The sequence below is a fragment of the Pseudomonas sp. AP3_22 TE3818 genome (assembly GCF_053628995.1).
This window is the reverse complement of record NZ_JBRJHL010000001.1, coordinates 3,743,704-3,764,087: the sequence shown is the minus strand read 5'-3', so window position 1 is coordinate 3,764,087 and position 20,384 is coordinate 3,743,704. Positions and strand designations below refer to the sequence as shown.

Genomic DNA, 20,384 nt, shown 5'->3' with positions numbered 1-20,384 from the left:
GTCAAGCGACGGCTACGACGTCGAGAATCCGCTGGACCACCCGGTCCTGATCGATGCCGGCGGCTTCGGCTTCAAAGGAAAGAATGATGCGATGGCGCAACACGTCGAACAGCACGGCCTGGATGTCTTCCGGGCTGACGAAGTCGCGGCCGGCCAGCCAGGCGTGGGCGCGGGCGCAGCGGTCCAGGGCAATCGAACCGCGCGGGCTGGCGCCATAGGCGATCCACTCGGCCATCTCCGGGTCGAACTTGGCCGGGATGCGGGTGGCCATGACCAGTTGCACCAGGTATTCCTCCACGGCGTCGGCCATGTACAAACCGAGGATTTCCTTGCGCGCGGCAAAAATGGCCTGCTGGCTGACCCGGCGCTCGGGCTTGGTTTCGCCGTTGAGCGCTTCACCACGGGCCTGTTGCAGGATCTTGCGTTCAACGGTTGCGTCCGGGAAGCCGATTTTCACGTGCATCAGGAAGCGGTCGAGCTGGGCTTCAGGCAGGGGGTATGTGCCTTCCTGCTCGATCGGGTTCTGCGTGGCCATCACCAGAAACAGGGGCGACAGCTCGTAGGTGCTGCGCCCGACACTGACCTGGCGCTCGGCCATGGCTTCGAGCAGCGCCGACTGGACCTTGGCCGGGGCGCGGTTGATTTCGTCCGCCAGAACCAGGTTGTGGAAGATCGGGCCTTGCTGGAACACGAAACTGCCGGTTTCCGGGCGGTAGATTTCCGTGCCGGTAATGTCGGCCGGCAACAGGTCAGGGGTGAACTGGATGCGGTGGAACTGGGCTTCGATGCCTTCGGCGAGTTCTTTGATGGCCTTGGTCTTGGCCAGGCCAGGGGCGCCTTCGACCAGCATGTGGCCGTCGGCGAGCAGGGCGATGAGCAAGCGCTCGATGAGTTTTTCCTGGCCGAGAATCTGCGTTGAAAGAAAGGTTCGCAGCGCGAGCAGCGCTTCACGATGTTCCATCGATGACTGTTCCTGCAAAAGGGTGGCCGAGGACGTTCGAAAATGCGCCAGGGCTGGGGGCGTTACTTTAATCCATCGCGGGGGGCGGCGACTAACGGCATTTTGCGCAAAGTGCAGGAAATGGTTGGCAATCGTTGTAGGAACTTTCTACAGGTTGCAGGCTGGTGGTGTTCTTTCGGGCCTCTTCGCGAGCAAGCCCGCTCCCACATTTGATCGCATTCTTGCCGGAATAACGCGGTCGACTGTGGGAGCGGGCTTGCTCGCGAAGGCACCATTAAATCTGGCTGATGTAGGTGCCAGTACCCTTGAGAATGTTCTGCAAGGTTTCTTCCACTTCAGCCAGATCCGTCATGTCGGCATCAAAGGTGATCTCAAGCACATCATCCCCATTGAGCGCATCGGCATCTGCCGCCGCAATTTCGATCTTCAGCAGGGAAGGGCTCAGGGTTACTTTCACGCCATCCAGGGTCGAAGGCTCGCCGTCGAGGGTGATTTCCAGTTCATCCTCGTCCGGGTAGCGGCTCATCAGGAACATTTCGCCCTGGTCGCTGTGGCAGCAAAGCATGGCCATGTCGTCTTCTTCGTCATCGCAAGGGTTGACGATCAAGAGGGCGGTTTTCATTTTCATGGGAAATTCCTGGCTCGACGGGCGTGGTAAACGCAACAAGGGGGCGATTCTGCCAGCCCGCGCACATTTCTGCTCGTTCGCGTATCAGTGACCGGGTCGTGAACGGGCAGAGTGTTACTGGTCATTTCTGGTACGGATGTCCCGTAAAACCGGATGGATAACCGTCATTTTTCTGTGCGAATGCTAGTGTTGTTCGATGCGCATGCCTTGAGCAGCGTGCCGATGACCGAATATGTCGCAGCACCGCAAGCATGGGCCTTGCCGCACTCGTTAAGCTGCGCAACGGATGAGCACCCGTAAAGACATTGCGCTGCACCCGGCCCAGTCGTTTTTGCAGATGCCCATTCACGGAAGGTGAATGTGACCTGAGTGTCTCGTCCAGCTTCACCCACCTGTCACCCTGTTTCCTCTGCCCGAGAATCAGGAACCGGGTGACGGCTAGCTTTGAAACGTAGCCCCGAAAGGGGTTTCGCGCGACGCTTTCATCAATAACAAGCCCAAGCGGAGTACCACAGATGGCGTTCTTCACCGCAGCCAGCAAAGCCGACTTCCAGCACCAACTGCAAGCGGCACTGGCGCAGCACATCAGTGAACAGGCACTGCCACAAGTGGCGCTGTTCGCTGAACAATTCTTCGGCATCATTTCCCTTGATGAGCTGACCCAGCGTCGGTTGTCCGACCTTGCCGGCTGCACCCTTTCTGCATGGCGCCTGCTTGAGCGCTTCGATCACGCGCAACCGCAAGTGCGCGTCTTCAACCCCGATTACGAACGCCACGGCTGGCAGTCGACCCACACGGCGGTCGAAGTGCTGCACCACGACCTGCCATTCCTGGTGGACTCGGTGCGTACCGAGCTGAACCGCCGCGGCTACAGCATCCATACCCTGCAAACCACCGTGCTCAGCGTGCGTCGTGGCAGCAAGGGCGAGTTGCTGGAAATCCTGCCCAAGGGCACCCAGGGCGACGACATCCAGCAAGAATCGCTGATGTACCCTGGAAATCGACCGCTGCGCCAACACCGCCGAGCTCAATGTGCTGAGCAAAGAGCTGGAGCAGGTGCTCGGTGAAGTCCGCGTGGCCGTCGGCGATTTCGAGCCGATGAAGGCCAAGGTCCAGGAGATCCTGACCAAGCTGGACAACAGCCAGTTCGCCGTCGATGGCGACGAGAAGAACGAAATCAAGAGCTTCCTGGAATGGCTGGTGGGCAACCACTTCACCTTCCTCGGCTATGAAGAGTTCACCGTGGTCGATCAGGCAGATGGCGGCCATATCGAATATGACCCGAACTCCTTCCTCGGCCTGACCAAGCTGCTGCGCACCGGTCTGACCAACGAAGACCGGCACATCGAAGACTACGCCGTGAACTACCTGCGCGAACCGACCCTGCTGTCGTTCGCCAAGGCCGCGCACCCAAGCCGTGTACACCGCCCGGCTTACCCGGACTACGTGTCGATCCGCGAAATCGACGCCAACGGCAAGGTCATCAAGGAATGCGCGTTTCATGGGCCTGTACACCTCGTCGGTGTATGGCGAGAGCGTGCGGGTGATCCCGTACATCCGCCGCAAGGTCGAGGAAATCGAACACCGCTCCGGCTTCCAGGCCAAGGCTCACCTGGGCAAGGAACTGGCGCAGGTACTGGAAGTGCTGCCGCGCGACGATCTGTTCCAGACCCCGGTGGACGAGCTGTTCAGCACCGTGATGTCGATCGTGCAGATCCAGGAGCGCAACAAGATTCGCGTGTTCCTGCGCAAAGACCCGTACGGCCGTTTCTGCTACTGCCTGGCCTACGTGCCGCGCGACATCTACTCCACCGAAGTGCGCCAGAAGATTCAGCAAGTGCTGATGGATCGCCTGAAAGCCACCGACTGCGAATTCTGGACCTTCTTCTCCGAGTCCGTGCTGGCCCGCGTGCAGTTGATTCTGCGCGTCGATCCGAAAAACCGCCTCGACATCGACCCGCTGCTGCTGGAAAAAGAAGTGGTGCAGGCCTGCCGCAGCTGGCAGGACGACTACGCCGCACTGACCGTCGAGAGCTTCGGTGAAGCCCAGGGCACCAACGTGCTGGCCGATTTCCCGAAAGGCTTCCCGGCCGGTTACCGCGAGCGTTTCGCCGCGCATTCCGCTGTGGTCGACATGCAGCACCTGTTGAGCCTGAGCGACAAAAACCCGCTGGTGATGAGCTTCTATCAGCCACTGGGCCAGGTCGCCGGTCAGCGCCAGCTGCATTGCAAGCTGTACCACGCCGATACGCCGCTGGCACTGTCCGACGTCCTGCCGATCCTGGAAAACCTCGGTCTGCGCGTGCTGGGCGAGTTCCCGTATCACCTGCGTCACAGCAATGGCCGCGAATTCTGGATTCACGACTTCGCGTTCACTGCCGCCGAAGGCCTGGAACTCGACATCCAGCAGCTTAACGACACGCTGCAGGACGCATTTGTCCACATCGTGCGTGGCGATGCCGAGAACGACGCGTTCAACCGTCTGGTACTGACCGCCGGCCTGCCATGGCGTGACGTGGCGCTGCTGCGTGCCTACGCCCGTTACCTGAAGCAGATCCGCCTGGGCTTCGACCTGGGTTACATCGCCAGCACCCTGAACAACCACACCGACATCGCTCGCGAGCTGACCCGGTTGTTCAAGACCCGCTTCTACCTGGCGCGCAAGCTGACCAGCGATGACCTGGACGACAAGCAACAGCGCCTGGAACACGCGATTCTCAGCGCCCTGGACGACGTCCAGGTACTGAACGAAGACCGCATCCTGCGTCGCTACCTGGACCTGATCAAGGCCACCCTGCGCACCAACTTCTACCAGACCGATGCCAACGGCCATAACAAGTCGTACTTCAGCTTCAAGTTCAACCCGCACTTGATTCCCGAGCTGCCCAAGCCGGTACCGAAGTTCGAAATCTTCGTGTATTCGCCGCGCGTCGAAGGCGTGCACCTGCGCTTCGGCAACGTTGCCCGTGGCGGCCTGCGCTGGTCCGACCGTGAAGAAGACTTCCGTACCGAAGTGCTGGGCCTGGTAAAAGCCCAGCAAGTGAAGAACTCGGTGATCGTGCCGGTGGGTGCGAAGGGCGGCTTCCTGCCGCGTCGCCTGCCACTGGGCGGCAGCCGTGACGAGATCGCGGCCGAGGGCATCGCCTGCTACCGCATCTTCATTTCGGGTCTGCTGGACATCACCGACAACCTGAAGGACGGCGCACTGGTACCGCCAGCCAACGTCGTGCGTCATGACGACGATGACCCGTACCTGGTCGTGGCGGCGGACAAGGGCACCGCGACCTTCTCCGACATCGCCAACGGCATCGCCATCGACTACGGCTTCTGGCTGGGTGACGCGTTTGCGTCCGGCGGCTCGGCCGGTTATGACCACAAGAAAATGGGCATCACCGCCAAGGGCGCGTGGGTCGGCGTACAGCGCCACTTCCGCGAGCGCGGCATCAATGTCCAGGAAGACAGCATCACTGTGGTCGGTGTCGGCGACATGGCCGGTGACGTGTTCGGCAACGGCTTGCTGATGTCCGACAAGCTGAAGCTGGTCGCGGCGTTCAACCACCTGCACATCTTCATCGATCCGAACCCTGAGCCGGCGTCGAGCTTCGCCGAGCGTCAGCGCCTGTTCGACCTGCCGCGTTCGGCCTGGTCGGACTACGACACCAGCATCATGTCCGAAGGCGGCGGTATCTTCTCGCGCAGTGCGAAGAGCATCGCGATTTCCCCGCAGATGAAAGAGCGCTTCGACATCGAGGCCGACAAGCTGACCCCGACCGAACTGCTGAACGCCTTGCTCAAGGCGCCGGTGGATCTGCTGTGGAACGGCGGTATCGGTACGTACGTCAAGGCCAGCAGCGAAAGCCACGCCGATGTCGGCGACAAGGCCAACGATGCACTGCGCGTGAACGGCAACGAACTGCGCTGCAAAGTCGTGGGCGAGGGCGGTAACCTGGGCATGACCCAACTGGGTCGTGTGGAGTTCGGCCTCAATGGCGGCGGTTCCAACACCGACTTCATCGACAACGCCGGTGGCGTGGACTGCTCCGACCACGAAGTGAACATCAAGATCCTGCTGAACGAAGTGGTTCAGGCCGGCGACATGACCGACAAGCAACGTAACCAGTTGCTGGCGAGCATGACCGACGAAGTCGGTGGTCTGGTGCTGGGCAACAACTACAAGCAGACCCAGGCCCTGTCCCTGGCAGCCCGTCGCGCCTTGCCGCGGATTGCCGAATACAAGCGCCTGATGAACGACCTGGAAGGCCGTGGCAAGCTGGATCGTGCCATCGAGTTCCTGCCGTCGGAAGAAGCGATCAACGAGCGTGTCGCGCAAGGCCATGGCCTGACCCGTGCCGAGCTGTCGGTGCTGATCTCCTACAGCAAGATCGACCTCAAGGAGCAGCTGCTGGGCTCCCTGGTGCCGGACGACGACTACCTGACCCGCGACATGGAAACCGCTTTCCCGCCAACCCTGGTGAGCAAGTTCTCCGTGGCCATGCGCCGTCACCGCCTGAAGCGCGAAATCGTCAGCACCCAGATCGCCAACGATCTGGTCAACCACATGGGCATCACCTTCGTTCAACGACTCAAAGAGTCGACCGGCATGAGCCCGGCGAACGTGGCCGGCGCCTACGTGATCGTGCGTGACATTTTCCATCTCCCGCACTGGTTCCGTCAGATCGAAAACCTGGATTACCAGGTTTCGGCCGACGTTCAACTGGAGCTGATGGACGAGCTGATGCGCCTGGGCCGTCGCGCCACGCGCTGGTTCCTGCGTGCCCGTCGCAACGAGCAGAACGCTGCCCGTGACGTCGCGCACTTTGGTCCGCACTTGAAAGAGTTGGGCCTGAAGCTCGACGAGCTGCTCAGCGGTGAGATCCGTGAAACCTGGCAGCGCCGTTATCAGGCCTACGTCGAAGCCGGTGTGCCGGAGTTGCTGGCGCGTATGGTGGCGGGTACCTCGCACCTGTACACCCTGCTGCCGATCATCGAGGCTTCCGACGTGACTGGCCAGGATCCGGCTGAGGTAGCCAAGGCTTACTTCGCCGTGGGTAGCGCGCTGGACATCACCTGGTACATGCAACAGATCAGCGCTCTGCCGGTTGAAAACAACTGGCAGGCCCTGGCCCGTGAAGCGTTCCGCGATGACGTCGACTGGCAGCAACGCGCGATCACCATCTCGGTCCTGCAACAGGGCGACGGCACCCAGGACGTGGAAACACGGCTTTCCCTGTGGATGGCGCAGCACGAAAGCATGATCGAACGCTGGCGCGCCATGCTGGTGGAAATCCGTGCCGCCAGCGGCACTGACTACGCCATGTACGCGGTGGCCAACCGCGAACTGCTGGACCTGGCGTTGAGCGGTCAAGCGGTAGTGCCTGCCGCTGTCGCCGCCGAGCTGGAACCGGCGGCCTGATCAGGCGTTGAATGAAAAAGCCCCGTATCGAGAGATGCGGGGCTTTTTTTCTTGAGTTTTTGTAGTGATCAGGAGGGCCTCATCGCGGGCAAGCCCGCTCCCACAGTGGATCAAGGTGCACACAAGTTGTGTGGACGACACAAAATCCTGTGGGAGCGGGCTTGCCCGCGATGGGGTCGTCAGCATCAACCAATTACTTGAAGACAGAAGTTCTTTCAGTGTTCATCGATACATTACTTGTCGGGCTGGTCAATAAATTACTGAGCGACTGGTCAAACTTCTGCAGCGCCCGAACTTGCACATTCTGTTGTTCGTTAATGTCAGCCACTATCTCTTCACTGCGTTTATAGTCGGCCCAGACCGGACTAAGTGACTTGGCGTCATGGCCTTGTGCAGTGCCTATGTAGTTGAAGTTCTTATCGTAAAAGTCCGCACTGACATCTGACTGGATGTCCGAACTGCGCGATGTCATCAGTTGGTTGCGGGTGTCGACCACCGCCATCACGTCCGGTTTCGCCGCCCTGAGGCTCTGCATGTCCGGATACACGGTCACCGAACCGAATTGCCGCTGCAGGGAGGCCTTGACCCAATCCACGGCCATGTCCGGCCTGGAGGTGGCTACATAGGCGTCATGAATCGGCTGCACCAGCAGGCTCTGGCCGAAACCGGTGCCGGCGTTGGCCTGGTAGTCCCGCAGATAGGCACGGTTCGTCTGGGTATTCTGGCTGTAGACGATGCCCAGCGAGACATGGCTGCCATTGTTAATCAGCGTGGCACCGCTGCGGCCTACCGGTTCGGTGAAAATGCCATTGAGCGAAGAGACCGCGGTGGGCGCAGTAGGGATCGAGCAGCCGGTTAAAACTACCGTTAGGGTCAACGTACTGCCAAGAGCAAGTTTCATGGTGTTTCTCCAGTGAAACAATTCAGTCGAAAGTTTAAGTTGCCGGTGCTGTGTCGGCGGTGACTCAAGACTAAACCCTGGCTGTTTTATTTAAATAGCCAATGTCCGCACTTGTCCGACGGCCAATAGTTTTGTTTGGTTTAACAGGCTGTGGTTAATTGCCTCGGGAAATAAAAAGGCCCGAATTCGCCATTCGAGCCTTTTTATTTATAGCTGTACGTTCGGCCATCAGTTTTCCAATGGGATCAACACTTTCTCGTCCGGGGCCAATACCATGAACACCAACAGCTTCGCCGGCTTGGTTGTACTGGCGTTTTTCGAGACCAGGTGTTCCGAACCTGCGGGTTCGTACCAGTACTCACCGGCCTTGTAGGTGACCGCTTTCTCGCCTTTCACCTGAGACGTGATCGACCCCGAAAGCACATAGGCCATGGCCGTGCCGTCGTGCTTGTGGGCGATGGACGATTGGCCTGGCTGGTAGTCAACCTCGATCATCAAAGCCTTTTTGCCCGGGGCATTTTTCAGCATCTGGTCCTGCAAAACGGTGACCTTTTCCGAAGGGTCATGGGCAAAGGCCGATACGGACACAATCATGGCCAGGGCGGCGAGGGAGGCAGCCCGCAAACGCAACATGTTCATGGTTCTTTTCCTGTGGTGGTTAGTTGTTGCAAACCACAGTAGTGCGCAAGCGGTAACGATTAAACAGCCAATATTCCGGAAGGCGAGGGGACCAAAGCAAAGATCGCAGCCCATGTCGGAGCTGCCGCAGGCTGCAATCTCTTGATCTTGTTTTCAGACGATCGGAAAACTGTTGAAGTCCACGGCATTGGCCAGTTGGCTGTCGATCAGGCCGATGAAGCCCTGGACTTCGGGGCAGTTGAAATGCGATTTCATGGCCGCTTCCGATTGCCAGCGGGCGCTGACGGTCCAGCGATTGCTGTCCTCTGGGCAGCGGTCGACCATATAGGATTCGCAGCCCGGTAGTTCACGCAGGGTTTCGACAATCTTTTGCAGTTGCTTACCCAGTTCATCCGAGCGGCCGGCGACGGCACGTACCTGTACGGTATTGATCACTTCATGGGACATTGCTCACACTCCTGAATCAGGCCGGACGAATCCTGCTCATTGAGGGATAACGCCTATGCAGGATAGGCCTGACCTTCCAGACCGCCAATAGCCAATCGCCGGATAAAGCCGCAGGCCAATCCGTCAGGCCACCTGCTGCAAAATGTCGCGCACACGGTCCAGGGCGGTGTCGATGTCCAGGGTCTCGATGGCGCCAAAACCGAAGAAAAACCCGGCCTTGGGCGCTTGCTGATAGAAAAAGCTGTCGATGGCATAGAGCCCGACTTCGACTTTTTTCGCCAGTTCGATCACCAATGGAATATCCAGGGGCACTTTGCACATCACCACCATGTGGAAGCCGGCGGTGGACGGCACCGCCTCCAGCCAGGGTGAGAGGTCGCCGGCCATGCGCGTCAGGATCCGCTCGCGGCGCCCGGCATAGATGGTATGGCAACGGCGGATGTGCTTGAGCAGGCAGCCTTCGGCGATGAACTTGGCCAGCGCCCACTGTGGCAGGGTCGACGTGTGCAGGTCGGTGAGCTGTTTGGCCCGCACCACGGCCTCCAGGATCGCTGGCGGCAGGATCGCATAGCCAAGCCGCAGTTCCGGCAGCAGGGTTTTGGAAAAGGTCCCGACGTAAGCGACGATCCCCTGTTCGTCCATGCTTTGCAGGGAATCGGTGGGGCGGCCTTCGTAGCGGAATTCGCTGTCGTAGTCGTCCTCGATGATGATCGCGCCCAGCTCATGGGCCTTGGCCAGCAGTGCTTGCCGACGCGCCTGGCTCATCGGCATGCCCAGCGGGAACTGGTGCGACGGGGTGACGTAGATCAGGCGCGTGCCGCGAGGAATCTGCTCCACCACAATGCCTTCGGCGTCCACCGGCACACCGATCACCGTGGCGCCATGGGTGCCGAACAGCAGCCGCGCCGGCGGGTAGCCAGGGTCCTCCATGGCGACCAGGCTGCCCGGACTGATCAGCACCCGCGCAATCAGGTCCAGGGCCTGCTGCGCGCCGTTGCACACCACCACATCCTCATCCTGGCAATTGACCCCGCGGGAGAACGCGATGTGCCGCGCAATGGCATTGCGCAGGGCGGGCAAGCCCTCAGGCAAGCTGTACAAGCCCTTGGAGCCGGCAATCTGGCGCAGCGCGTGGGAGGTGCAGCGTCGCCAGTCATCCTGGGGAAACTGGCCCTTGCTGGTGGCGCCACCAATGAAGTCGTAGCGCAGCGAGCCTTCCAGGGTCGGATGACGCAGAAACACCGGCAGGTTGCGCCAGGACTCGATCACCTCAAAGCCGCCAAGCTCTGTGTAGTTCTGTTTACGCTGCACCTTCGACGTGCGCGCATTGACGTAAGTACCTTTGCCGACCACCCCGGTGAGGAAGTTTTCGTAGGTCAACTGGGCGTAGGTATCGGAAATGGTCTTGCGTGAAATGCCCAATTGTTCGGCCAGCAAACGGCTGGGCGGCAGTTGCGTCCCGGCGGCCAGGCGTCCGGACTCGATGGCGCTGCGCAGTTGGTTATACAACTGGCCGGCCAGGTCCTTGCGGCCGTTGATGACAACATGTAGTTCCATGCCGGCGAGACTCCGGGACTGTTGAGGCGCGTGTGCGTCGCGCAAGATTACCCTTATCCGCTCGGTCGGCAGAAGTTGCGCAGCGGAAAAACCGTCAATTGGTCTGCAGGCCTTGGTCCACGGGGAAATCGCGAAATTGGATCTGTCACGCTCCCGCGCCAGCGATTACCGTGAAAATCAACTCAAGGCAGCACGAGAGCGCTCCATGAAGCCCCGCCTGGATTACTACAGTGCGTCCCCCAAAGCGATGAAGGCCATGATCGCCATGGAGGCCCTGACCTGCAGCCTGAGCATCGAGCAGGGCCTGCTGCACCTGGTCAAGATTCGCGCCTCGCAACTTAACGGCTGTGCCTTCTGCACCGACATGCACTCGGTGGATGCAAGGCGCCTCGGCGAAAGCGACCGTCGCCTGTATTCCATCGTGGTCTGGCGCGACAGCAACTTTTTCAATCCGCGCGAAAGAGCCGCGCTGGCCTGGACCGAAGCCGTCACCTTGCTCTCGCAAAGCCACGTACCGGATGATGTTTACGCGCTGGCCAGGGAGCAGTTCAGTGAAAGCGAAATGGTCGACCTGACCATCGCCGTCACCACCATCAACAGCTGGAATCGCCTGGCCGTGAGCTTTCGCCAGACACCCAGCGCCTGAGTCATTGTCACAGCAGGTTCACCAATGATCCGCAGGATGGAGCTGTCAGTGTCATGTCGACAGGGAGTCCTCGATGTCAGTCATGGAAACCAGCGCCCACCGGGGCGCTGCCGAGTATCGTGTAGCCATCGATAAAAATGCGTCCTGGCGCCAGTTGGCCGCGGGTATCGACCCCGAACTGGCGCTGTGCTTCACCGTCAGTGCCCGTTGCGGTTGTTTCATGCAGGCCGCGCGCAGCCTGAACATCAAGGCCACCCGCTTGCGCAGGCAACTGGCGCTGCTGGAGACACAGCTGCGCTGCTCACTGTTCAACCCGTCAGACAATGGTTTGAGCCTCAGTCGCGATGGCTTGCGCCTGCACGCACAATTGATCGCCCTGGCCCATGAGCGCGATTTGCCGGTGATCGAACAGCCGTTGATTCGCCTGGCCGTGGCCGATTCGATCCTGCATGACATTCTCGGGCGTGACCTGGTGGCGCTGCTGCGGCGCAATGCCAGCGTGCGCCTGGACATCAAGACGCTCGACAGCGAATTGTCCCTGCAAGCGGTCAGCGCCGACGTGGTGGTGTGGCTGGGCGAAACCGGATCGCCATTGCCGGGGCCGAGCTTTGCCACCACCGAACCCCGGTCTCTGGCGCAACTGGAGTACCTGCCGCACATTGCCAAGCGTTACTCACGGGTGGCTTCCAGGCCGGAATGCCTGGAGGAACTGGCCGATTTCCTCCTGGTGCAATGGCAGCAGGACTGCCAGGTTGAAAGCTTCCGGCCATGGAATGCACTGGTGGACCAACGCCTGGCGGGAGCAGTGCAGTTGCAATCCTATGAACTGATGCTGGAGATGATCCGTTGCAGCGCCTGCGTCGGCCTGCTGCCGCACTACATGAGCCACTTCGACCGCGGCCTGGTGGCCTTGCCGGGCCTGTTTGACCGGCCGATGCGGCGTCAGGTGTGGATGGCGGTCAACGCCGAGTCACAGGGTGAAGCACAGGTGCGGACGGTGGTCGAGTTGATCGAGAACACCTTCAGCGAGCGTCGGGAGTGGTTCGAAAGGTGAGTGCGATCAAAATGTGGGAGCGGGCTTGCTCGCGAAGGCGTCATCACATTCAACATTGAAGATGACTGGTCAACCGCTTTCGCGAGCAAGCCCGCTCCCACAAGTTTGATTTGTGTCAGGCCACCAGAAAACTTGGCATGTCGAGGATCCGGCCACCGCTGAACCGCGCGAACGAACCGGCAATGGATTCGTGCGGCACGCCTTTGGCCACCTCGCTGACACCGTCCAGCCGCGCCAGCTGATCAGTACTCAACTGTACATTCAGCGCGCCCAGCGTGGCGTCCAGCTGCTCACGAGTCCGGGAACCAAAGGTCGGAATCAGCGCAGTTGTCGAACGCCTGGCCTTTTCCCGCAACCAGGCAATGGCCACGTGGGTCGGGCTGGCGTCGAGTTCGCGGCGACGTCGATCAAGGTGTCGAGCAGGGCGGTTTCGCGGGCGCTTTTTTCAGCATGAATCAGCACGCCGAGCTTGTTCGCGCGGTTTTCACCATCCCTGTTCCATGAACACTCGCCAGAGCGACAACGACCAGCAAACATAAACTCAATACCAAACGCCTCACTGGTTTCTCCCTTGGGGGCCGACGCTGCGAGTTTCGATACCTGATCGTCTTGCGGGCGTTAATCCGCTTTCACGTCCAGGACGAATTCCATGGCACCGCTCTGCAGCGTACGCTGTTTTCTGGGAACGACTTCAAGCGCGCGGTCAACGGGCAGTACGGGAACGCCGGTGCCGAGAAAGATCGGAATGGTGGTGATGAACAGCTGCTGCAATTCCCCGGCGTCGGCAAAACAGGCTGCCGTTTTGCCGCCACCGACCAGCCAGACATTCTTGCCCTTCGCCGCTTGCCTGGCCTTGGCCGCGATGACCCCGGCATCACCGTGTACGAAGGTGATATCCAGATTGGCAGGGACTGACCGATTCCGGTTGCTCATGACAAAGGCGGGTACATCCTGGTAGGGCCAGTCATCAGGAGCGTTCGACATGATCCAGTCATAGGTCTGCGACCCCATGACCACCGATCCGACCGTCTGATAAAAATCTTCATAGGTCGTTGCATCATCCCCCAGCGCAAAGTTCTCCAGCCAATCCAGTTTGTGTTGTTGAGTGGCAATATAACCATCCAGGGTGGCAGCTACGTAATAGACCAGCGTCGACATGTGTTTTCCTTGTAGTCATGCAGGTGGGAAATGACCCGTAAATAAAGAGCACCTCTCGAAAGTGGTGAGGGGCGATGGTGATCATTTATTTCGGGTAGGCGAAGATAATGCCGTTCCCACTTGGCAGGCGCTTTACCGGGTTGCGCCGTATATTAGCTCCATTGGTAATGGGGTGAGCGTTTTTACTTGTCGTGCTGATACGGCGAAGCAGCGGAGCTTTATGTCTCATGCAGCTTGTAAAGTGTCCTTGATTACAAGATGCAGTTGAATTTTTAACTTTGAATTTTAGGCGCAGTGCGGCAATTGCAGTTGGATTTATGATTGATAATTTAGATTGCAAATCAAATGATAAGAGAGTAACAAAATGCTGCGAGGGCCCAAAAATTTGGATAGAAAGCCAATTTTTATGAATGATCTGTAGGAATATTCTGAGGAAGCCCAGCATCCAAAAAACAAGTTCTGGAAGTGCGGGGGCAGACAGATATTGTGCAGGAGAGTGGGTTTTTTCAGCGTTTTTCTAGGTCGCACCAAACTATATAAGAGTGGCTAAAATGGGATATTTATTTTTGAGTCAGGACCCTAGCTAGGGGGCAGATGTTGTTTGTCTGCTTATTGTATTTTTATTTTAATTGTATGGGATGGGTTTCACTACTAAGGTCCGTAATGGATAACTATTGACATATGGATGCTCAATAATGCCTAGCGCTTGCTCGCGAAAGCGGTTGATCAGACACCTTCAACGTTGAATGTGATAACGCCTTCGCGAGCAAGTCGGATCGCCGCACCCCCGCTCCCACATCGATTCTCGCCACACGTGAAGAAAGCGTTATAGAGTGAACGGCCATGTCTGCTTCAAGGATGATTCACCCATGCCGATCACCGAACCCGTTATCACGTTCGAGCGCTTCAACGAATCTCATATCGAAGGCATTACGGCGCTGTACAACGATCCCGCCATCGCCCGGCAGACCCTGCAAATGCCGTTTCAGTCCACCGAGCTCTGGCGCAGTCGCCTGGCGCCGGATAACGAACGCCTGGTGAAGGTAGTGGCCCTGCATCAAGGCACGGTCATCGGCAACATCGGCCTGGAGCAGTTCTCGCGCATTCGTCGCAGCCATGCCGGCAGTTTCGGCATGGGTGTTGCGGTCGAGTGGCAAGGCAAGGGCGTGGGTTCGAAGCTGCTCGCGACGGCGCTGGATATCGCCGACAACTGGATGAACCTGAAGCGCGTCGAGCTTTCGGTGTTTGCCGATAACGAAGCGGCCATTGCCCTGTACCGCAAGTTCGGCTTCGAAACCGAGGGCCTGTTTCGTGATTACGCCGTTCGCGATGGCGTACTGGTGGACACCTTGAGCATGGCGCGCCTGCGTCGCACGCCCAGGGTCGGCTGAGTCATTCGTCCAGGGCGCATGCTGTGCTCCGTTTGTCAGGTGAAGTGCGTACCTGCAGTGCCCGCGATTACGCGACGGTGCAAACTGTCGTCAGGTTTTAGTCGTACGCAGCGTGCGAGCATCTGCCATGCTCCAGGTCCGCAACACCGGTCTATTCAGGGAACACCGCTATGGACGATGTACAGCAACTGGGCGAAATGCTTCGCCACTACGCCGAAAGCGAAGCGCACAAAAAACAAGTGTTCGAGTCGCAGTCGGCCGAGTGGGCGAAGCGCATTGGTGCGCTGTTCGATGAGATCCAGCAGTGGCTCGAACCGGTCAAGGCACCTGACCTGCTCGAAGTGAACCGCGAAGTGTATGTCGCGTCGGGGCCCAGTGTTCCGGTGGAAACCTCTACATTCAAGACTGAAAAGCTGAGCATCCTGATCGCGGGTAAACCTGTGGAGTTCGTGCCGGAGGTGATGGGTGTCGGCGGGCAGATTTCCGTGGCGGTGATGGGCTTTACAGCAGCCCGTTATGGCAGCGTGTCACTGGTGTGCCTGCCGCCATCCACTGGCTGGCAGTGGCGCAAGACCAATGGCTTGAAAGACCCGGATACGTTTGAGTTCGATGCAAACTTCCTGGCGCAACAACTGCAAAGCCTGATTCCCCGGGAACGTGCCTGAAATCTCGACCTACAACCCTGTGGGAGCGAGCGTGCTCCCACAGTCATCGCAGGCCCATCAGATATCGAGGGTTCCCCAATCCGCTTTCGCCTCTTGCGGCGGGAGTGTCTTGACGGTTTTTCCGGTCGCCAATTCCACCCGCCGCGCCACTTCCGGGTCATCCGCAAACGGGATCAGGCTCGCATCGTCCAGGCTCTCGGCGGTCTGGTGGCGCAGACAATACTCTATGGCGAACCACAAAAATGCCACACCCGCCATGTTCAACATGACTTCAATCATCAGGCCAACTGCGCCTCGCGTTCGGCCATCGCCACGTCCGCTACCCGCACCGTGCGCCATACGTTGTAGGCCATCAACAGCATGCCGCTGAGGAAGAACACCCCGCCGGCAAAGCGCACGACGAATCCCGGATGGCTGGCCTGCAAGGCTTCGACGAAGGAGTAGGTCAGCGTGCCGTCATCGTTGATCGCGCGCCACATCAGGCCCTGGGTAATGCCGTTGACCCACATCGAGGCGATGTACAGCACGGTGCCGATGGTCGCCAGCCAGAAGTGCAGGTTGATCAGCGGCGTGCTGTGCATCCGATCGCGTCCGAATACCTTCGGCACCATGTGATAGGTCGCCCCGAAGGTGATCATCGCCACCCAGCCGAGCGCGCCGGCGTGCACGTGGCCGATGGTCCAGTCGGTGTAGTGGGAGAGGGCGTTGACCGTCTTGATGGCCATCATCGGCCCTTCGAAGGTCGACATGCCGTAGAACGCCAGGGATAGCACGAGAAAGCGCAGGATCGGGTCGGTGCGCAGCTTATGCCAGGCGCCCGAGAGCGTCATCATGCCGTTGATCATCCCGCCCCAGCTCGGCGCCAGCAGGATCAGCGACATGGCCATGCCCAGCGACTGCGCCCAGTCCGGCAGCGCGGTGTAGTGCAAGTGGTGAGGGCCGGCCCAGATGTACAGGGTAATCAGCGCCCAGAAGTGCACGATCGACAGGCGATAGGAATACACCGGCCGGCCCACCTGTTTCGGCACGAAGTAATACATCATGCCCAGAAAACCGGTGGTCAGGAAAAAACCCACGGCGTTGTGGCCGTACCACCACTGGACCATGGCGTCGGTGGCCCCGGAATACACCGGGTAGGACTTGAACCAGTCCACCGGAATCGACAAGTGATTGACCACGTGCAGCATGGCGATGACGACGATGAACGCACCGAAGAACCAGTTGCCGACGTAGATGTGCCGGGTCTTGCGTTGCACTACGGTAGTGAAGAACACCACGGCGTATGCAATCCAGACCACGGTCATCCACACCGCACCGGTGAATTCGATCTCGGCATATTCCTTGGTGGTGGTGTAGCCCAGCGGCAGGCTGATCAGCATCACCACGATCACCGATTGCCAACCCCAGAAGGTGAACGCGGCGAGCTTGTCGCAGAACAGCCGCACCTGGCAGGTGCGTTGTACCGCGTAGTAACTGGCGGCAAATTGCGCGCTGCCGGCAAAACCGAAAATCACCAGGCTGGTGTGCAACGGGCGCAAGCGGCCGAAGGTGGTCCAGGGCAGGTCAAGATTCATCTGCGGCCACACCAGTTGCGAGGCGATCCACACGCCCATCGCCATCCCCACGACGCCCCAGAAGACGGTCGCCACCACGAACTGGCGCACGACCTTGTAGTTATAGGCCTGACTGATAGTTGTTGTGCTCATGCTCAATGCTTCCACGGTTGCAATGCCGTGCACTGTAGAAACCCCGATGGAAACAAAACAGGCTCAGGAATATTTCATTTAGGCGGATCAGATTTGAGTGCCGCCTGCGGCCATCTGCCGCGCTCTGATACGGTTTTTATGCACTCAGGTGAATCTGTAATGCGCTGAGCCGCAAGTCCATAGTCAACCCCACACAACACCGCATACCCACCAACCCGTAGGGGGAATGCGGTGGGTGAATCCTGATGAGGTTGCCACATGTATCAGTACGATGATTACGACCGGGCACTGGTGTTCGAACGGGTTGCGCAGTTTCGCGATCAGGTCGAGCGCTTCATGGCCGGCGAACTGAGCGAAGAAGAGTTCCTGCCATTGCGCCTGCAGAACGGCCTGTACCTGCAAAAGCACGCCTACATGCTGCGGGTGGCGATTCCCTACGGCACGCTGAGCGCCCGGCAGATGCGTACGTTGGCGAGCATCGCCCGGGATTACGATCGCAGCTACGGCCATTTCACCACCCGGCAGAACATGCAGTTCAATTGGATCGAACTGGCCCAGGTGCCGGACATCCTCGATCGCCTGGCCGAGGTGGAAATGCATGCGATCCAGACCTCCGGCAATTGCGTGCGCAACATCACCACCGAAGCCTTTGCCGGGGTGGCGGCCGACGAAATGATCGACCCGCGACCGTTGGCGGAAATTCTGCGGCAGTGGTCGACCATCAACCCGGAGTTCCTGTTCCTGCCGCGCAAGTTCAAGATCGCCATCTGCTCGGCCGAGCAGGACCGCGCGGCGATCATGATGCATGACATCGGCCTTTATCTTTACCCAGGCTCCGACGGGCACATGCTCCTGCGAGTCATGGTCGGCGGCGGCCTGGGGCGCACGCCGATCCTCGGCTTGCAGATCCGCGAAGGCCTGCCCTGGCAGCACCTGTTGTCTTACGTCGAGGCGGTGCTGCGGGTGTATAACCGCCATGGCCGGCGGGACAACAAGTACAAGGCGCGAATCAAGATTCTGGTCAAGGCCCTGGGCATCGAGGCCTTCGCCCGGGAAGTGGAAGAAGAGTGGCAGTACCTCAAGGACGGCCCGGCGCAACTGACCCTCGACGAGTTCGAGCGTGTGGCCAGTGCGTTCGTCGCACCGCCTTATCGTGATCTGTCCGACACCCATCTCGATTTCGGCACGCACCTGGCCGAAAACCCGGTGTTCGCTCGTTGGGTGCAGCGTAACGTGCAGCCGCACAAAGTATCGGGCTATGCCAGCGTGGTGTTGTCGACCAAGCCGGGCGCCGCTGCGCCACCGGGTGATGTCACTGCCGAACAGATGGAGGCGGTGGCCGAGTGGTCCGAACGCTTCGGCTTCGGTGAAATCCGCATTGCCCATGAGCAGAATATCGTTCTTCCGGACGTGTCCAAGGCCGATCTGTTCACCCTGTGGCGCCTGGCCTGCGGACACAATCTGGGCAGCGCCAACGCCGGATTGCTCACCGACATCATTGCCTGCCCCGGTGGCGACTTCTGCGCGCTGGCCAACGCCAAGTCGATCCCCATTGCCAAGGCCATTGCCGCACGCTTCGAAGACCTTGACTACCTGCACGACCTGGGCGACATCAGCCTCAATATTTCCGGCTGCATGAATGCCTGCGGTCATCACCACATCGGCAACATCGGTATTCTGGGCGTCGATAAGAACGGCGCCGAGTGGTACCAGATCACCCTGGGTGGCGCCCAGGGCAAGAACAGTGCGCTAGGCAAGGTCATTGGCCCGTCCTTCAGCGCCGCGCAAGTGCCCGGGGTGATCGAGCGCATTGTCGACACCTTCGTGCGTTATCGCGAGAGCGAAGAACTGTTCGTCGACGCCTTCCAGCGAATCGGGCTGGAGCCGTTCAAGGAGGCGGTCTACGGGAAAGTGCCGGAGGTGTCGGCATGAACAATCTGTTGCGCCTGGAAGAGGGCGTGGCGCGGATTGTTGCGGATGATCCGTGGGCGCTCGTGCGCGACCCGCAAGCAGCGCTGCCCGTGGGTGCCGCGATTCTGCCGCTGAGCCGTTGGCTGGAAAACCCGTCGCAAAACGGCGTGTGGCTGGGGCCGGACGATGAAGTGGAAAGCCTTCAGCCATGGTTTGCCCAACTGCCCTTGATCGCCCTGGATTTTCCGAGCTTTCGCGATGGCCGCGGGTACAGCCAGGCGTATCTGCTGCGCACGCGATTGGGCTGGGCCGGCGAGTTGCGCGCCATCGGCGATGTCTTGCGCGATCAACTCAGCCACATGCGCCAATGCGGTTTCGACAGCTTTGCCGTGCGTGAAGACAAATCCGCGGAAGATGCATTGAAGGGATTGGCGGGGATGAGCGTGTTGTATGGGCCTTCAGTGATTGAGCCGCGGCCCTTGTTCAGGCGCCGCTGAAGGAGCGAGCTTGCTCGCGATGGACGTCAACGAAAACGCGAACATTCTGGATAAACGCGTCGTCTGTAACGCCATCGCGAGCAGGCTCGCTCCTACAAATGCGGTTTCGACAGCTTTGCCGTGCAAAAGGGCGCATCCCGAACGGCGGAATGCGCCGGGTGATGTCAGTTGATGCGAACCAGCGAAGCGCGCTCGCCTGGCGACAGTTGGTCGATTTCCAGCAGTGTCAGGTTTTTTGCTGCTTCGCCGGCCAACGGACTGCCGAGGTTACCCGCGGCGTCCTCGGGAAGTTTGTACATTGCGCCGGTCAGTGGATCGACTACCAGCATGCCGATCAACCCGCCAAGCAGAATGTTGCCCCAGTACCAGCCGCTCATGCTGGTATCCAGAGTGGTACTGACATCGGCATAACCCTCTTTCTTGAAGGTGATGGTGTAGGCCTCACCCTTGAAGTAACCACGACCGGAAGGCAGTGTCACGGTGTTGGGCGTGGAGCCGTTATGTACGACGACACCGGCTTTGTTGGTAATGGTGAAGTTGGCGCCGCTAGGCGTGCTCGATACGTTCACCGGGTATTTGCTGTCACCGACGATGCTTGCACAGCCCGAAGTCAGGAGTGCTGTGGTCAGGGCTGTAACGGTGAACAGCTTGCGGAGAGCTTCCATGGTTGATCCTTGCGACCGGTCATTGCCGTCATTGGCCGAGGCTTGCTTCATGTCGCCTCGAAATGTAATGGGGGAGGGGTTTTTCAAGCGCCGCGAACCTTATCACTAGTGGCCTAGTGATATCATTAAAAATCTAAGGGATTCG

The 20,384-nt window shown here is 59.4% G+C and carries 16 protein-coding genes and 2 pseudogenes; 7 read left to right on the top strand and 11 right to left on the bottom strand.

Annotated features, from left to right (window positions below; genetic code table 11):
* Position 1: 1 nt before the first annotated feature.
* Together AB7M25_RS16910 and AB7M25_RS16905 are read right to left on the bottom strand one after the other, a co-directional pair.
* A complete protein-coding gene (locus AB7M25_RS16910) occupies positions 2 to 961 on the bottom strand; it encodes an AAA family ATPase (protein WP_007979923.1) in 960 nt (319 codons plus the stop codon).
* A 274-nt stretch (positions 962 to 1,235) separates the two neighbouring features.
* On the bottom strand, positions 1,236 to 1,589 hold the full coding sequence (locus tag AB7M25_RS16905; protein WP_429560826.1) for a hypothetical protein: 354 nt from the start codon (positions 1,587 to 1,589) through the stop codon (positions 1,236 to 1,238).
* 515 nt (positions 1,590 to 2,104) lie between these two features.
* Here AB7M25_RS16905 and AB7M25_RS16900 point away from each other — a divergent pair.
* Positions 2,105 to 7,002: pseudogene (locus tag AB7M25_RS16900) on the top strand (NAD-glutamate dehydrogenase).
* 193 nt (positions 7,003 to 7,195) lie between these two features.
* On the opposite strand, the gene AB7M25_RS16895 reads toward AB7M25_RS16900, so the two are convergent.
* From AB7M25_RS16895 to pdxR, 4 genes are all read right to left on the bottom strand, one after another.
* A complete protein-coding gene (locus AB7M25_RS16895) occupies positions 7,196 to 7,903 on the bottom strand; it encodes an ATPase (RefSeq protein ID WP_454237680.1) in 708 nt (235 codons plus the stop codon).
* A gap of 228 nt (positions 7,904 to 8,131) precedes the next feature.
* Complete coding sequence (locus AB7M25_RS16890; RefSeq protein WP_429517403.1) at positions 8,132 to 8,542, bottom strand: cupin domain-containing protein; 411 nt, start codon at positions 8,540 to 8,542, stop codon at positions 8,132 to 8,134.
* Between the two features lie 153 nt (positions 8,543 to 8,695).
* Positions 8,696 to 8,989, bottom strand: a complete 294-nt coding sequence (locus AB7M25_RS16885; protein WP_007979914.1) for an antibiotic biosynthesis monooxygenase family protein — start codon at positions 8,987 to 8,989, stop codon at positions 8,696 to 8,698.
* 123 nt (positions 8,990 to 9,112) lie between these two features.
* On the bottom strand, positions 9,113 to 10,546 hold the full coding sequence (gene pdxR / locus AB7M25_RS16880) for a MocR-like pyridoxine biosynthesis transcription factor PdxR (RefSeq protein ID WP_454237679.1): 1,434 nt from the start codon (positions 10,544 to 10,546) through the stop codon (positions 9,113 to 9,115).
* A 205-nt stretch (positions 10,547 to 10,751) separates the two neighbouring features.
* Here pdxR and AB7M25_RS16875 point away from each other — a divergent pair, with 205 nt between their 5' ends.
* Both AB7M25_RS16875 and AB7M25_RS16870 read left to right on the top strand, forming a co-directional pair.
* Positions 10,752 to 11,192, top strand: coding sequence for a carboxymuconolactone decarboxylase family protein (locus AB7M25_RS16875; protein WP_429382211.1), 441 nt, complete (start codon positions 10,752 to 10,754; stop codon positions 11,190 to 11,192).
* A 73-nt stretch (positions 11,193 to 11,265) separates the two neighbouring features.
* A complete protein-coding gene (locus AB7M25_RS16870) occupies positions 11,266 to 12,246 on the top strand; it encodes a LysR substrate-binding domain-containing protein (protein WP_454237678.1) in 981 nt (326 codons plus the stop codon).
* Between the two features lie 115 nt (positions 12,247 to 12,361).
* Here AB7M25_RS16870 and AB7M25_RS16865 read toward each other — a convergent pair.
* Positions 12,362 to 12,744, bottom strand: a pseudogene (locus tag AB7M25_RS16865) (aldo/keto reductase); the annotation flags it as partial.
* Positions 12,745 to 12,864: 120 nt separating this feature from the next.
* The gene (locus AB7M25_RS16860) at positions 12,865 to 13,404 is read right to left on the bottom strand and encodes a dihydrofolate reductase family protein (protein ID WP_454237677.1); all 540 of its coding nucleotides are present in this window, start codon (positions 13,402 to 13,404) and stop codon (positions 12,865 to 12,867) included.
* Between the two features lie 869 nt (positions 13,405 to 14,273).
* Between AB7M25_RS16860 and AB7M25_RS16855 the strand changes: the two genes are divergently transcribed.
* Positions 14,274 to 14,795: a GNAT family N-acetyltransferase gene (locus AB7M25_RS16855; protein ID WP_454237676.1), complete on the top strand. Its 522-nt coding sequence runs from the start codon at positions 14,274 to 14,276 to the stop codon at positions 14,793 to 14,795.
* Between the two features lie 170 nt (positions 14,796 to 14,965).
* Complete coding sequence (locus AB7M25_RS16850; protein ID WP_454237675.1) at positions 14,966 to 15,460, top strand: hypothetical protein; 495 nt, start codon at positions 14,966 to 14,968, stop codon at positions 15,458 to 15,460.
* A gap of 57 nt (positions 15,461 to 15,517) precedes the next feature.
* Here the strand turns inward: AB7M25_RS16850 and AB7M25_RS16845 are convergent, their stop codons facing one another.
* Together AB7M25_RS16845 and ccoN are read right to left on the bottom strand one after the other, a co-directional pair.
* Entirely contained in the window at positions 15,518 to 15,739 is a 222-nt protein-coding gene (locus AB7M25_RS16845) for a CcoQ/FixQ family Cbb3-type cytochrome c oxidase assembly chaperone (RefSeq protein ID WP_104448328.1), read from the bottom strand.
* On the bottom strand, positions 15,739 to 17,166 hold the full coding sequence (ccoN, locus tag AB7M25_RS16840; protein WP_454237674.1) for a cytochrome-c oxidase, cbb3-type subunit I: 1,428 nt from the start codon (positions 17,164 to 17,166) through the stop codon (positions 15,739 to 15,741). The genes AB7M25_RS16845 and ccoN overlap by 1 nt, the downstream gene beginning before the upstream one ends.
* Positions 17,167 to 17,424: 258 nt before the next feature.
* On the opposite strand from ccoN, the gene AB7M25_RS16835 reads away from it, so the two are divergent.
* Both AB7M25_RS16835 and AB7M25_RS16830 read left to right on the top strand, forming a co-directional pair.
* Positions 17,425 to 19,098 (top strand): nitrite/sulfite reductase, encoded by a 1,674-nt coding sequence (locus AB7M25_RS16835; RefSeq protein WP_454237673.1) that lies wholly within the window; start codon positions 17,425 to 17,427, stop codon positions 19,096 to 19,098.
* Positions 19,095 to 19,574: a DUF934 domain-containing protein gene (locus AB7M25_RS16830; protein ID WP_429382225.1), complete on the top strand. Its 480-nt coding sequence runs from the start codon at positions 19,095 to 19,097 to the stop codon at positions 19,572 to 19,574. Before AB7M25_RS16835 ends, AB7M25_RS16830 begins: the two co-directional genes overlap by 4 nt.
* A 164-nt stretch (positions 19,575 to 19,738) precedes the next feature.
* Here the strand turns inward: AB7M25_RS16830 and AB7M25_RS16825 are convergent, their stop codons facing one another.
* Positions 19,739 to 20,239 carry a peptidase associated/transthyretin-like domain-containing protein gene (locus tag AB7M25_RS16825; RefSeq protein ID WP_429382227.1) on the bottom strand — a complete coding sequence of 167 codons (501 nt, stop codon included), beginning with the start codon at positions 20,237 to 20,239 and terminating at the stop codon, positions 19,739 to 19,741.
* Positions 20,240 to 20,384 lie beyond the last annotated feature (145 nt).